Origin of the sequence: Paenibacillus sp. AN1007 (genome assembly GCF_040702995.1) — a bacterium.
Classification (GTDB): domain Bacteria; phylum Bacillota; class Bacilli; order Paenibacillales; family Paenibacillaceae; genus Paenibacillus.
Genome location: NZ_CP159992.1, coordinates 895,361 through 909,337, shown reverse-complemented (window position 1 = coordinate 909,337; position 13,977 = coordinate 895,361). Strand labels below are relative to the sequence as shown.

The following is a 13,977-nucleotide window of genomic DNA, read 5'->3' as shown; positions in this document are numbered from 1 at the left end:
TATAGATAGATTAGATCGGAATCAATACTTATTTCACGGCTGCCAGCGGAATGAATTTCAACTTTTTGAGGGAACCGTTCTGGAACTTGCTGCTTTGGATGTAATCAATGAATGCTTTGACTGCACCCGTTGGCTCACCTTTGGTCATGTAGTATCCGATCCCCCATACTTTGTACGTTTTGTTCAGCACGTTTTTCTCTGTGGGAGCCGCACCGTTGATGGATACAGCTTTCATTTTGCTTGTTACGTACGGCAGGTCGATATAACCGATCGCGTTAGGTGTTGTTTCAATTGTTGTTTTCATGTCGCCGCTGGAACCCACTTCTTTGTAGTTGTCCCCTTTGCTCATGAAATCTTTGCCATCGAGTGCTTTTTGCTGGAAATTAACGCGTGTACCTGATCCGAACTTACGGTTAACGACAACGATTTTACCGTCTGTACCGCCAACTTCTTTCCAGTTCGTTACTTTGCCAGAGAAGATATCCTGCAGTTGTTTCGTAGTCAGATTCGTTACACTCACGTTCGTATTCACTACGGCAGTAAACACGGTTACCGCTACCGGATGAGCGACCTGTCCGTCAAATTTTTTGAAGCCAGGTACATCCTTGGATGCATCCCAGTCTACTGCTCCGATGTCCGCAATGCCTTTACGAACGGATTGTGGGCCTGTCACCGAGCCTGCAGCCGAAGCTGAAATTTTAACTTTTGGATTATCTTTCTTGAACTCACTTGCAGCCTGAAGCGTCAATGGGAGCAGCGCAGAAGAACCATTGATGACGATTTTACCCTTCTCATTGCTTTTGGCAGCATCTGCAGTCAATGCACCACCAAGTCCCCCGACCAGAGATACAGCCATCAGCATTGCCGTGAACGGTTTAATCCATTTTTTCATTGTTATAAACTCCTCTCGAATGTAACGATCTTTTTTATCTCAGTTCATTCATTATTGGATTACGTACTTTTATTTACATCCGCATCGCTGCGTATATGCCGCTTTACTTCGTTATGGATTTCCAGCCGCCCTCTGCCTGAACCAGCACTCGTCCGTTCTCAACAACCGCAATCTGAGCACCTTTCACCACAATCGAGGATACATCGGAAGATACGGTATACAGCTTGGATTGCTGTCCGGTTACAGTATCAATGGCCAGGATCACGCTGTTCTTTTCATCCTGCGAAGCAAGCACATACAGTATACTGCCTGACAATATCGCCTGCTCTACATCATGCTCGTTATACACATTAACCGGCTTCTGAGATGCGTCTACAGACATCAGTGAAGCATTACCCTCCCCAGACGGTACGCTTACGTAGTAGGCTTTCTGTCCGTCTGCCGAATAGATAAATACTTTATCATCGGTTGAGGTTGTCAACTTCACAGCCTCAGGTTTCCCATCACCGTTGTTATATGAAAATAACTGCTGCTGGTTAGCCGAGAAATCAATGTCGATATTGTCTTCATCTACATTGGTCGCATCTGCTGTCACTTTACCCAGCGTTGTTACGGTGTAAATGAATCGTTTACCACTTGCGGAAACATTCAGGTTTTCCTTGTAATCTACCTTATCTTCCACCAGCTTTTTGATCGAGCCGTCTGCCAGATTCAGATTCGCAATTACCGAACCTTTATCCCCCTGCAGGAAGTAAATCGAACTTTCATCCGCAGACCAGACCAGTTCCGGCTTGATACTTGTATCACTTGTAATGAGTTTGGAAGCCTTGGTTGTCAGATCGATAACATATACGGCTCCTTCTGCATTGGTATAGACTGCTTGAGTACCGCTCGGAGACACCACTAGGTCTGAACCGCCTTCCGTTGTTAACAGCAGTTCATATTTCCCAGTGGCTGTATCTACAAGATAGTCGTTTCTACCCTGCTCATCGTTTTTGGAGACAATCAGATGACCTGCTCCGGCAATACGCGGGTTCTCTGCGCCTTCAATGAGTGCAATGGTGCTGATCTCAAGCTGACCGTTCTTTAAACTGACCGTCCCACCTACACTGGATACCAGCGGACGAAGCGCAGCATAGCTGGTGCCTCCGATGATCGAAATGGGCTGATTCAGGTCTACCTTTGTACCGTCAACATCAAGCTGCTTCGACTTGTTCTGTAAGCTGACCTTATGACCATTCAGTTGAATCACGGTTGCTCCGCCTACAACTTCGGCTTGTGCTCCAATGGCATTAATGATGTCGCGCACCGCTACAAGGGTTTCCCCGTTCTTTACGATGGACCGTACAATGATGTTGTTACCGTTTATGGTCAACGTGGCGTTTTTCACCTGCGCTGTACTCGTACCCGCAGCAGGTTTTGCTGCAGGAGCAGCCGATACTGCACCAGCCACAGACGTTGTGATCACTGCGGCTGCCATGGACACTACAAACACCTTTTTCATTGACATTGGCTCTTGTCACCCTTCTTTTCTCCATATATTCCTGCCTGATTTTGCTGTGCCCTGTTCGGAATTCTTGCATGTATCGTCAATATGAGAGCTGTCTGCTCATCCCCCCAAACTATCCACGTTCATAGTCAAAATGACCTATCACGTTTGTAATTATAGGAGTGATTTGTAAACGGGAAATATTGGAATTGTCAACATAATGTCAATGTTTTCATATTCAGAGATCCATGCAGCATCTGTGCAGGTAAAGACGGAAGGGTGCAAGCATACGATAAAGATTGCCAAGCAGAGCCGTACCATTACTCAAACGTGTTATCACCAATGAACTCGTCCTATTGCTAAATCCAAATAGTTCATATAATATAAAACAACATACTTGTTCTATAAATATAGAACTAATGGAGGTTTTATTCTATGAAGTATACAGTAGAAGTCGATTTTGCCCCGATGTACGAATGTGTAAACAGTCTTGCTGCTTTTATGAACAAGCAAAATCATAATGCTCTGGATGCGGGAAAAACCTGGATCCGTGATGTGCAGCATCGATTTACGCCTGCCAAGCTTCAACTTATGCGCGAAATGATGAAAGCCACAGATAATTTCACTCTGGCTCCCTACATTTGGACCTGCCCGGAAGAACGCACGGTGAATGGATTTCTGGATTGGCTTGAAAACCTGTCAACAGGACAGTTATTTGACATCGCGTCACAGTTTCACATGTCTGTCCCCTCTAATCTTCCACTCCTACGCAGCCATACAATAGAGGTGTTAAGGGAATGGAATAACCACTATTTCAGTGAGATCAACCCGGTTATCCTTGATGAACTTACACGCGAGGCAGAGACAAGACGCGCCAGTCTTGACAACACAGATGACCAGGAAGTTTATGAACAAGCAACGCAGGGAATGCGAATATACTCGAACTCACAATTAAAAAAGGTCATCCTGATTCCCCAATACCACGCACGCCCTTTTGTCACATCCACGATGTTGGACGAGGTTATTTTCACGAATTACTCTTGTGACATTATTCCAACCGAAGCAGGTCGTCCTGATCCCAAACTGCTGCGTCTCACAAGGGCATTGTCTGATGAAACCCGATTAATTATTTTGCGTATCCTTGCGGGTAAACAGCTTTCCTTTTCTGAAATTGTCCGCCAAGTCAAGCTTTCCAAGAGCACAATTCATTATCATCTCATTTTTTTACGCGCTGCAGGTCTCATCATCGTTCACTACAAACACAAAAATACGGAATACAGCCTGCGATTAGAAGCCTTGAATGACTTTCCGCAGCAGATTAAAACCTATCTTCAAGGCTGATCTGGTCCTTTCTCTCCAATCAGTAAACATTAATCTACATCTACGGGGGAACCTTCATGTTTAAACGAAGTTACTACTATCTATTGGTCACAGTTACTCTAAGTTCCTTCGGTGATGTTTTTGGTCTCTTAGCTATGGAATGGCTAGTCTATGAATTGACAGCTTCCAAACTGGCGATGGGAGCTATGGCACTCTGCTTCAGTATCTCCGAAGTATGTTTTCGCCTGCTCGGGTCGCCGCTTTCCGATCGATTGAACCGGGGAAAATTCATGACTGGACTTGTAGTGGTTAGACTAACGGCTCTTTTGATTCCACTGACGCTGAGTATGACAGGCAGTCATCTGCATGTCTGGCATCTCTTCGCCGCGGCAGCACTCAGTGGTGCTTGCTCCGCTCTGTTCATGCCGACAGCCATGGCCGTTATTCCTGGCGTAGTGGGCAAACAGCAATTAACACGTTCTTTTGCCGTTATCGATGGCTGTCGTAACGCCGCTGCTTTGATTGGTCCTGCTCTGGCTGGAGCTTTAATCGCTCTTGCAGGTTCCCTGCCCACCTTAGGCATTAATGCTGCCTGTTACATTCTAGCCTTGACTGCTTTGCTCTATATGCCTGCCATCTATCAGAAAACAGCTAATAAGGTTCATTTTTCTGCAAAAGAATACATCCAGGACATTGGGGAAGCTTTCTCCTTTTATCGAAGGTTCCCAGCCATGTTAACCATCATGGCCATGGTTGCCATAAGTAATATGTCATCCATAGCTGTTTGGACGATGATGATTCCTTTTGTACGTGAAGTTCTTCACAAGGACGCAGCGACCATGGGGACGTTGACTTCTGCGTCGGCATTTGGCACACTTGCAGGCCTGCTGATTATCTCGAAGCTGGGTGAGTTTAAAAAACGAAGAACCGTCATGCTGTGCAGTTTAACCGTGATTGGGCTAAGCTACGTCCTGCTCGGCCTGTTACCCAGTTATCCATTTGCACTGCTGATCTTATGTTTCTCGGGTGCTGCAGGCCCCTTTTTTGGTGTCCTTAGTTCTACACTTCATGGCACACTTGTACCTGTATCTCTACAAGGCAGAGTCAATTCCATTCGCTTCCTCATTGGTGGAGGACTGCAGCCTATAGGTGCTTTTGCAGGTGCAGCTGCAGCAGAACAATATGGAATCCCCGCTCTATTTATAACTGTTGGATTACTTCCTATCGTCTGCTCCTCAGCCGCTTCCTTCCTGCCAACACTGAAAGTTTTGGATGGAGATCTATCGACGCTTAGAAATAATGAATCAACCATATGAGGAAGGTTTGAAATGTACAACTGCTGCGAATGATTTTAATAAATATATCTACATAAGTATGTCCTTCTGGAAGAACAATCTTAGAATAATGCACTCACAAAAACAGCCTCATTCCTTAGCACATAGAATGAGGCTGTATCTTATGCCGTGCTCAACGGTGGGGCCTAATCCTAATGCTTCATACAGATGGCTCCGTCTGCAGGTATTTGAATAATCACTTCTTACACATGCAGGTATGTATGTGATGCCTATAAAACTAGCCTAAAATAATATCATCGGTTCTTTTAGCATAGATAATCTCACGAATGATCTTTGATCGATTCCATACGATAAATTTGACAACTTCCCCCGAATCCATTGTAATTTTAATTCCGTTAGGTATTATTCCCCACGTTTGATGTTTTTCAATTTTGGCCATCCCCCACAGTTCCATTTGCACCCATTCGGTCTGAAAGTTTAAACTATGAGGGATAAAAATCAATCGTTGGTTCGTCAGAAACAGCTTGCCCCCCACACCTTCGAATTTTCTTAACCAATTCGCATGAACGTGTTTAAAAATGACATATTCATCCTCGCGTAAATCTTCCATTGTTATAGTCTCCTTTTATTCAGCTGAACCTTGTCTTGATGTCACTCTTACATATTATAGGGGGAATCTTCCGATTAAGGAATAATCCTGTAACCTCTGATGTGCCAAAAAAAGCACTGCCCGTCAGAATTTTCTGACAGACCGTGCTTGGGGAATTCACGATACGCTGCATAGCTGCTTTTGCTCTACACACCCTAGGATGCTGTATTACATTTTTTCCAGGATGCCCTTAACCAACCCGATGAATGTAGTTTTCACCTGCGCGGCTACCTCAATAACTTCATCATGACTGAGAGGCTGATCTAGAATGCCGCATGCCATGTTGGTCAAACAAGAAATACCGAGTACTTTCATACCCCCATGAATCGCGACGATTGCCTCTGGTACAGTGGACATACCGACAGCATCTGCCCCCATCGTACGAATCATGCGAATTTCGGCAGGCGTCTCATAAGCAGGACCGCTCCACCAAGCGTAAACCCCCTGCTGCAGATTCACACGCTGCTCTTCAGCAACCTGCAGTGCGATGCTGCGCAGTTCACGATTATACACCTGGGATACATCAGGGAACCGCACGCCCAGTTCAGCATTGTTGGGTCCCATCAGCGGATTATTCCCCACCAGATTGATATGATCCGTAATCAGCATGAGCTGACCTGGCTCAAAGCTGGTATTGATGGCACCGCAAGCGTTGGTAATAAGCAGCTTCTCTACACCCAATGCTTTCATGATACGCACTGGAAACGTCACTTCGTCTAATGTGAAGCCTTCATAATAATGCAAACGGCCTTTCATCGCTACTACCGTCTGACCCATCAGTTCCCCAATAACAAGCTCATTCGCGTGACCGATCGCCTCGGATTGAGCAAAATAAGGTATATCCGTATACGGAATAACCGTGGCATTTTCAATCTCGTCCGCCAGCGCTCCCAGTCCGGAACCCAGAATCATGCCTACAGCCGGCTTGGTATCGATTCGATTTAATATGTAATCCCGTGCTTCCTGAATATGTGCAGATTGATGCATAATGAACTTCCTCCTGAACATCTGAAATGGTTTAGAAACATAAGCTTTACCTATCAAGTGTAATGAACAACTGCGCTAATGTAAATGCGAGTCTCTTTTCTCTCTCCAATGCAGGAGCCGGATAAGCAGAATCAAGCCTTAACCCCGGACTGCAGCGCCCCAAAATAAGGTTCCAATATCGTTTCGAAATAGGTATCCTGTTCTTCAATCTGTTCAACATACGTCCACAGCAAACGCTCCTCTGTGTCGATATTAATGACCTCAAATTCCATTTGCCTAGAGGCCCATACCGTGATTTGACCAATGGCTCTTTCTGATTCATGAATATATCCAATGAAGAGATCTATGTCAGAAGTGCCCTCCTCCTCCTTCTCAGGATCTCGTCTTCTCTCTTCTGTAGTGATCTGAAGCATCTGCAGCTTTTCCTGTTTCTGCATCATCCAGCGTCTGAATAGGTCAAGACATAGCGTTTGTGACAAAAGATCAAGCACCTCCTCTCTAAAAATGTACACCAAAAAGCCGATCCTCTGCAAAATCGGCTCTTTGTACACATACGCACACTAATACAGCGTATAGTTAGCTCTGCTTTTATACCAGTCTATCCCCATCATCAGCATGAGCATGCAGAAGGCAAAGATCAGCGGTCTGCCGAGCGTTCCTTCTCCGAAAATAAAATAGGCCATCACGAAATTCCCGACAAAAGTTAACGAATTATTCCGAATATTTTTCATCTTCTTCAACTCCGTCATGAAGATATGGTTTTACAACCCCTGAAGATATACGGTCTCCACTTGATCCTCATTCCATTGAATATGAACAGGCATCGGAAAGGGTTCAAGATCCAGAAACTTGGAACCTGAAGCGTGTTTAATATGCCGCTGCGGCATACCCAAATGTTCTTCATATCCGTTTGCATCGAATTCTTGACCGCCAAACTGATAATGTACGTCCTTCACAATCTGTTCGTCACCGATATAGCGAATGGTGAATTCAACCATCTCTGCTGCGGAGCTGTTGGTGAGCATCACCCGCCAATTTTCGCTTTTTCCATCAAGTGATATCACTCTGTTTGAACAGCCCACGAGCATAAACATAAGTAGAATCATAACCAGGTATTTAATTCTCATATCTACCTCCTTGTGAGAGTATGCTTGCTGTAAGACTAGTTCATGGCATTATGCAGATCCCTGACATTAAGGAAAACGAGAGTCGCTCAAGAATCCTTTTCAGAGGAACTGTGGCACTTGGCTTCACAATACATCATACTAAAAAAGTGTACTTCATTTCACTATTGACAAATAAATACTTCATTGTAATTATTGCTTACAAAACATATTATATTCCATATTAAAAGAAGGAAGTGATCAATCATGTCGAACAGACCATTGAAAATTTCAATTTGTATTATAGTTATATTTATATTATCAATAGTAAGTTATCAAAGGTTTCAGAATGGCATTAGTGTAATTGATCTTATCAGTCTATTTGAGTGGATAACGCTATACATCTTGCCTTGGATTTTTTTATTTTGGTTTATTAGATATGTCAAAAAGAAGTAGCTGAGTTTTATATATATAGACACTGTAACTTAATGAACATTAATACGCATAGTCAGGTCCAATTAAAGTATCGACAGCATCGGTACCGCCTTTTATGGTTACTGAAAAACTACCATTACTTTTTAGAATAACATTATCCCCATATGTTGTATCCCATGTATGACACAGCATTTCCGCTTGCACCAGAAAGTTTACTATCATAAGCAAGCTTAACTGCTCCTGCTCCAAAAATGATTTTTCTTTCCATTATGTCATCTCTTTGTTTATTTTCAGGCGGGTGCCTATAATAAATAACATCTAAAAAAATAAAAAGTTTCAAAATTATACAAAAAAAAAAAAAAAGAATGAATCGATCATTTACCATAGATCGATTTCATTCTTTTTCTTGATTTTACACCCTTGTTTCTGCTTTCACTCTATTCCTTCACACTGCCCAGCTGCAAACCGTGTACAAAGTATTTCTGCAGGAACGGATATACAACCAGGATTGGCAGTGCTGCAACAATCGTAATCGCAGCCCGAATGGATATCGGCGTAACCATGTTGCGTGCCTGCCCCATGTCTGCCCCACTGGATACAGCTGCACTGCTGTTCGTATTCATGGAAGATGACAGCAGCTTCATCAACTCGTACTGCAGCGTACTCAGATTTTGCTTGGAAGAAGCGTACAGGAACGTATCGAACCATGAGTTCCACTGTCCTACCGCAATGAACAAAGCTACGGTTGCGAGTACGGGTTGGCAGAGCGGCAGGATGATGGACATAAAAGTCCTGAAATCACCCGCACCATCAATCTTGGCTGATTCTATCAACCCTTCCGGCAGCGTCTGGATATACGTTCGAATAACGATCATGTTAAATGCGCTGATCAGACCTGGAATGATGTATACCAGGAAGTTGTTCAGCAGGTGCAGGTCTTTGATCAAGAAGTACGTTGGAATGAGACCTGCGCTGAAGTACATCGTCATAACGACGATAATCGTAATCGGTTTGCGCAAAATATAATCTCTGCGGCTCAGGGTGTAAGCTAGCATGGAGGTCAGGAACAAGCTGAGGACCGTACCGAGCACTGTTCTGGCGACGGAGATTCCAAATGCCTGGAATATCGTGCCTCCTGCAAATACCGCCTTGTAGTTCTGAGTGGTCCATTCCCTTGGCAATAGATAGATTCCACCCCGAATCGTATCGTTCCCGGCGTTAAAAGAGATAGCCAGCGTATTCAAGAAAGGATATAAAGTCACTACTGCAATAAAGATCATCAGCAAGCCGTTAAATGTATGGAAGACAATCGGCTCAATCCGAGATTTGTTTATTCCCATCGATGTGTCCTCCTCATATTAATCGGTCTTCGCCGAATCGTTTAGATATTGAGTTCGCCGCAAAAATCAGTATGATACTGACGACGGTTTTGAATATACCGGCGGCGGTAGCAAGTGAATAGTTACCAATCTGCAGTCCGTATTTCAAGACAAAGATATCAATCGTCTGTGACCAGTCAACAACGACACCATTTCCAAGCAAGTACTGTACTTCGAAACCGGCTTCCAGAATCCAACCCATGTTCATGATCAACAGGATAATGACGATGGACTTGATTCCCGGCAGCGTAACATACAGCATTTTCTTATAACGGTTGGCACCATCAATTTCGGCCGCCTCGTAGAGTGAAGGATCAATGGAGGTAATTGCTGCCAGATAGATGATAGCGTTCCAGCCGACCTCTTTCCATACGTGTGATGCACCGACAATCCCCCAGAAATACTCTGGAACGCTGAGCCACATAATCGGTTCATTAATGAATCCCAGCTTCATCAGCACCACGTTCACAATCCCGCCGTCTACGGATAACGAACTGGCAACAATGCCCGTAACGATAATCCATGACAGGAAGTGAGGCAGGTACGAGATCGTTTGAATGGTACGTTTGTACAGTTTGTTCTTGATTTCATTCAGCAAAATCGCAAAAACAATGGCTGTCACAAAGCCAAGAATCATGTTAATCAAACTCATCGCGATCGTATTGCGAAGCACGTTCAGAAACGCGTCGTCCGTAAGCAGAAACTTGAAGTGCTTAAGTCCGACCCACTCCTGCTGCGAGAATTTCTTCGCTGGACTGTAATTCTGAAACGCCATAACCCAGCCCCAGATCGGATAATACGAGAAAACCAGAATGTAAGCAACGATGGGCAGAGACATAAACATTAGTTGTTTTTGACTGCGCAGGCGCTTCATCAGAGGCGTCTTGGTAACAACGGTTGGAGCAGATTTATCCTGTATGGCTCCCGGCGTATTCGCCATCCTTCACTCCTCCTATCAACATACAGCGGATTATAGGGATGGATTGTTCGGAAGGCGCAGGGGATAAGCTGTATCCATCCCCCTTTGCCGCCTTCCGAAGTGATCCAACAACCGCTTTTATTTATTTCACGGTCCAGTTCTGAATCCGCCATTGTAACTGCTCATTGATTCGGTCTTCGTATGCTTTCACATTAATTTTCTTGTAAGCGTCCACATATTCGCTCCAGATCGAATCAAACTCATTGGAATTAGACATGATGGCTCTAGGCAGGTATTTCAGAGATGTATCCGTCATTTGTTTGTTTGCTACCGATGCATCTGAACCTTCTTTCAGGTCCACCTGCCATGCCGGATAATACACTGGGTTCTCAGGTGCAGGAGAGAAGAAGTCACTCCATGTTTTGAAACCGTATGCATCCAGAAGTTCTTTATCCTCCGGCTTCAAGCTGTCGTAGAATTCCTCAGGTTGGTTCGTTGCACCAATTGCATTGCCGTCAGAGAACGTACCTTCCATTTTCGGTGCTGCGCCATAGAAACCTTCTGCTTTGTTAGCCAATTTCCATGCCGGATCTTCCTGTTGAATACGTTGTTCAGGTGTACGATAGAATCTGCCTTTATCATTTACCTTATAGTCAACGCCCTCTTCACCCCAGGAAAGAAGCTTTTGATATTTTTCATCCATCAATGCATCGAGGAATTTGATGATGGCAACAGCGTCTTTAGCATCTTTACTGATACCGAAGCCATTATTCAAGTTAATTACCGGGCGATCCAGGTAATGATCCTTGATGCTTGTGTCGTAAACCAGCGGGAAGCCAACATAGGTTTGAGAAATTTTGTTCTGAGCTACAAGCGGGTCTTCACCTTGTTGGAAGTTCCAGTGCTGGTCAAACATGCCGACCACACGGCCCGAAGAGATTTTCGCCAAATACTGGTCATAGTTTTGAACGAATGCTTCCTTATCGAGCAATCCATCGTTATAGAGATTGTTCAGCTCTTTATAGTATCGTTTCGAAATATCTTTATCCGCGAATACGGTTGCAACACCTTTGTCATCTACGATAACGCCGCCATCATTGGGATGACCGGTCAAGTGCTCTGGCGGGTTAAGGAGAGGGAATGTTCTCCAGTCAGAAGCCAGTGTGGTGAAACCAATGGTCGGCTGACCATCCTCTGTTGTCGGGTGCTTCGCTGTATAATCACGAATCAGCTTCATATACTCATCAAGCGTTTTCGGTGTTGGATATCCAGCTTCTTTCAGCACCTGCTTTTGAATCCAGAACGCAGGGCCGGAATAATAGTTACTGATGAATTCACCGGTATATACACCGTAGTTAGGCAGCCAGTAAATATGTCCATCACTGGAATCTTTCATCCGTTCCCAATCTTTTGCATAATGCTTCTTAAGGTTTGGTGCATGCTGCTCGATCAGATCTTCCAGCGGGATCACCGCACCAGCCGCAACCAGTTTGGTATCTGCCGTAATAAGATCCGGGTAATCTCCACCCGCAACCATAACACCCAGCTTCTGCTGCAAGTCACCTACCAGAAACTCCATGTTCAGTTTGACACCCAGCTCTTCTTCGATCTTTTTGTAGATCCGGTTATCCGCTGCAGGTGCCTGATTCGGTGTTCCGATAAAAGCCGAGATGTTTAATACTTCCTTACCATCGGGTGTCGTCGTTTTAGCCTCTTCACTGCTGCATCCAGCAAGTGCCAGAGTTAATGCCAGAACGAGAGAAACGGAACCCCAAAGTTTCTTTTTCTTCAATCCCCCCATGTATTGCGCCTCCTTGGAAGTGGTTTGCCTTACTGTCTTCATTATGAGGAAATGTATGCGGTTTCAAAATAAACAGATTTAAGCATCTGCCCCCCTTAATTGCAGGAGGTCTTTAATCCACACATACCGCCTTAAACATGCTTCAGTTTGCATGTTTAAGGCGGTACTCCGCCGGTTTCATCCCTGTCCTCCGCTCGAACTGCTTAAGAAAATGCTGGTAGCTCTTATAACCAACCTGTTCCGCAATGGCACATGACGCAGCGTCCGAATCTTTGAGAAGCCTTTTGGCTTCCCCGATCCGCAGATCATGCACCATGTCCAGCACGCCTCTGCCATACTTTCGCATAAACGATTGCCCCAGATGCACAGGATGCATGAAGAAACGTTCTGCCAGTTCTTTAATGGTGAAGGTCTCCCTGAAATGCTCCTGCAAATAGTCGGCCACCATCGCCTGTGTTCCGCCGAGCTGTTTTTGACGAAGAGCTGCGGCGGCAGCTTGACACTTCAGGCAAAACGCTTCAAGCAGACTGGCTGATTCTTCAATGTTCCGATGATACCGATCGCCGGGATAGAACGCCGTATTCTGAAGCAGCTCTTTCGTTTCCCCCCCAAGCTCCTTGCACAGGGCAAGGCCTCGAAATAAAATTTGGGTCATGAATATGTGCACAAACTCAGGTGCAGTCTTGTTGATTACAAATTGATGGAACGCTTCCCGGATCGACACACTTAACTGCTCAGGCGAACCGTTCTCCAAACGCTCCATAATATTGTCCACTTCATGGAGAAATTCGGGATTGAATTTTAAATGCTGCTCCTGAATATCTTCGGCAAACAACAGATTCCCCGGATGTAAAAACAAAAAACGCTCCGTTTCAACAGCCATACTTTTGGAAAGAGATAACGTTTCCGGCTGCTGCACAGGCAGCCCTACGGCGAGCTGTACCCCGTCAGGAATGTCTTCGTTCAGAGCAGACAGCAGGCGCTCTGCAAAATCGCGATGGCTCCTGCCCTGCATATTATCTGGCACGGCATCTCCTTCACCCCATACGATGCCGCAGGCATCCTGTTCATTTTCAACTACATAGCAGCATGGTTCACGGCTCACCATATCATTAATAGTGGAGCGGATCTGACCGGAATCGGCACGCTGAAATCTTACTTTTACATACGTCCACTTATGAGCCTGCTCCTTCAATTTAGATATATCGCGTGCCATGTCCTCTTCATTCTCAGCATCCTGACCCGTAATCAATGTACTCAAAACATGCCTTATCTCCTGAGCTTTGGCCATTTCACGAACAGAATCCCGCTGCTGCTTTTCCTTCAACTCCTGTGCCAGACGCTCCAGCATATCATCCGCTTCCACCGTATCCACCGGTTTGGTCAAATAATTGCATACCCCAAGACGAATCGCCTGCCTTGCGTAATTAAAATCGCTGTACCCGCTCGTAATGACAAACATCGTGGAATCATATCCCAGGCGACGTGCCTCCTCAATTAGTTCCAGCCCGTTCATCGCAGGCATATGAATATCCGTGACGACCAGATCAGGTTTGTCTGTACGTATAGCTTCAACAGCCTCTTCTCCGTTGGCACATACACCGTTAATCTCGAAACCGAATTTCTGCCAATCAATGAGCAGCTGAAGCCCCTCGATCGCAAACGGCTCATCGTCTACCAGAAGCACCTTATACATCTTGCTGACCCC

14 protein-coding genes are annotated in these 13,977 nt (G+C 45.1%); 2 read left to right on the top strand and 12 right to left on the bottom strand.

The window, feature by feature from the left end:
• Positions 1-28 precede the first annotated feature (28 nt).
• Entirely contained in the window at positions 29-892 is an 864-nt protein-coding gene (locus ABXS70_RS04100) for a phosphate ABC transporter substrate-binding protein (RefSeq protein ID WP_342552350.1), read from the bottom strand.
• Between the two features lie 103 nt (positions 893-995).
• Complete coding sequence (locus ABXS70_RS04095) at positions 996-2,402, bottom strand: stalk domain-containing protein (RefSeq protein WP_366294043.1); 1,407 nt, start codon at positions 2,400-2,402, stop codon at positions 996-998.
• A 414-nt stretch (positions 2,403-2,816) separates the two neighbouring features.
• Here ABXS70_RS04095 and ABXS70_RS04090 point away from each other — a divergent pair, with 414 nt between their 5' ends.
• Positions 2,817-3,722 carry a winged helix-turn-helix domain-containing protein gene (locus tag ABXS70_RS04090; RefSeq protein ID WP_342552352.1) on the top strand — a complete coding sequence of 302 codons (906 nt, stop codon included), beginning with the start codon at positions 2,817-2,819 and terminating at the stop codon, positions 3,720-3,722.
• 56 nt (positions 3,723-3,778) lie between these two features.
• A complete protein-coding gene (locus tag ABXS70_RS04085; RefSeq protein ID WP_366294040.1) occupies positions 3,779-5,017 on the top strand; it encodes an MFS transporter in 1,239 nt (412 codons plus the stop codon).
• Positions 5,018-5,273: 256 nt separating this feature from the next.
• On the opposite strand, the gene ABXS70_RS04080 is transcribed toward ABXS70_RS04085, so the two are convergent.
• The 10 genes from ABXS70_RS04080 to ABXS70_RS04035 form a co-directional block, all read right to left on the bottom strand.
• Positions 5,274-5,606, bottom strand: coding sequence for a GRAM domain-containing protein (locus tag ABXS70_RS04080; protein WP_342552354.1), 333 nt, complete (start codon positions 5,604-5,606; stop codon positions 5,274-5,276).
• A 207-nt stretch (positions 5,607-5,813) separates the two neighbouring features.
• Positions 5,814-6,632 carry a purine-nucleoside phosphorylase gene (locus tag ABXS70_RS04075; RefSeq protein WP_342552355.1) on the bottom strand — a complete coding sequence of 273 codons (819 nt, stop codon included), beginning with the start codon at positions 6,630-6,632 and terminating at the stop codon, positions 5,814-5,816.
• Between the two features lie 131 nt (positions 6,633-6,763).
• The gene (locus ABXS70_RS04070) at positions 6,764-7,111 is read right to left on the bottom strand and encodes a hypothetical protein (protein ID WP_342552356.1); all 348 of its coding nucleotides are present in this window, start codon (positions 7,109-7,111) and stop codon (positions 6,764-6,766) included.
• An 81-nt stretch (positions 7,112-7,192) separates the two neighbouring features.
• Positions 7,193-7,363: a hypothetical protein gene (locus tag ABXS70_RS04065; protein ID WP_342552357.1), complete on the bottom strand. Its 171-nt coding sequence runs from the start codon at positions 7,361-7,363 to the stop codon at positions 7,193-7,195.
• Between the two features lie 30 nt (positions 7,364-7,393).
• On the bottom strand, positions 7,394-7,759 hold the full coding sequence (locus tag ABXS70_RS04060) for a hypothetical protein (protein WP_342552358.1): 366 nt from the start codon (positions 7,757-7,759) through the stop codon (positions 7,394-7,396).
• Positions 7,760-8,230: 471 nt separating this feature from the next.
• Entirely contained in the window at positions 8,231-8,398 is a 168-nt protein-coding gene (locus tag ABXS70_RS04055) for a hypothetical protein (protein WP_366294033.1), read from the bottom strand.
• Positions 8,399-8,607: 209 nt separating this feature from the next.
• Entirely contained in the window at positions 8,608-9,510 is a 903-nt protein-coding gene (locus ABXS70_RS04050; protein ID WP_342552359.1) for a carbohydrate ABC transporter permease, read from the bottom strand.
• A gap of 13 nt (positions 9,511-9,523) precedes the next feature.
• Positions 9,524-10,489 (bottom strand): ABC transporter permease subunit, encoded by a 966-nt coding sequence (locus tag ABXS70_RS04045; protein WP_342552360.1) that lies wholly within the window; start codon positions 10,487-10,489, stop codon positions 9,524-9,526.
• Positions 10,490-10,610: 121 nt separating this feature from the next.
• Positions 10,611-12,269 (bottom strand): ABC transporter substrate-binding protein, encoded by a 1,659-nt coding sequence (locus ABXS70_RS04040; protein ID WP_342552361.1) that lies wholly within the window; start codon positions 12,267-12,269, stop codon positions 10,611-10,613.
• 142 nt (positions 12,270-12,411) lie between these two features.
• The gene (locus tag ABXS70_RS04035) at positions 12,412-13,965 is read right to left on the bottom strand and encodes a response regulator (protein WP_342552362.1); all 1,554 of its coding nucleotides are present in this window, start codon (positions 13,963-13,965) and stop codon (positions 12,412-12,414) included.
• Positions 13,966-13,977: the final 12 nt, after the last annotated feature.

Bases quoted from the DNA above. Each gene is read 5' to 3' on its own strand.
- ABXS70_RS04100 (WP_342552350.1), bottom strand. From the start codon at position 892: ATGAAAAAATGGATTAAACCGTTCACGGCAATGCTGATGGCTGTATCT.
- ABXS70_RS04095 (WP_366294043.1), bottom strand. From the start codon at position 2,402: ATGTCAATGAAAAAGGTGTTTGTAGTGTCCATGGCAGCCGCAGTGATC.
- ABXS70_RS04090 (WP_342552352.1), top strand. From the start codon at position 2,817: ATGAAGTATACAGTAGAAGTCGATTTTGCCCCGATGTACGAATGTGTA.
- ABXS70_RS04085 (WP_366294040.1), top strand. From the start codon at position 3,779: ATGTTTAAACGAAGTTACTACTATCTATTGGTCACAGTTACTCTAAGT.
- ABXS70_RS04080 (WP_342552354.1), bottom strand. From the start codon at position 5,606: ATGGAAGATTTACGCGAGGATGAATATGTCATTTTTAAACACGTTCAT.
- ABXS70_RS04075 (WP_342552355.1), bottom strand. From the start codon at position 6,632: ATGCATCAATCTGCACATATTCAGGAAGCACGGGATTACATATTAAAT.
- ABXS70_RS04065 (WP_342552357.1), bottom strand. From the start codon at position 7,363: ATGAAAAATATTCGGAATAATTCGTTAACTTTTGTCGGGAATTTCGTG.
- ABXS70_RS04060 (WP_342552358.1), bottom strand. From the start codon at position 7,759: ATGAGAATTAAATACCTGGTTATGATTCTACTTATGTTTATGCTCGTG.
- ABXS70_RS04050 (WP_342552359.1), bottom strand. From the start codon at position 9,510: ATGGGAATAAACAAATCTCGGATTGAGCCGATTGTCTTCCATACATTT.
- ABXS70_RS04045 (WP_342552360.1), bottom strand. From the start codon at position 10,489: ATGGCGAATACGCCGGGAGCCATACAGGATAAATCTGCTCCAACCGTT.
- ABXS70_RS04040 (WP_342552361.1), bottom strand. From the start codon at position 12,269: ATGGGGGGATTGAAGAAAAAGAAACTTTGGGGTTCCGTTTCTCTCGTT.
- ABXS70_RS04035 (WP_342552362.1), bottom strand. From the start codon at position 13,965: ATGTATAAGGTGCTTCTGGTAGACGATGAGCCGTTTGCGATCGAGGGG.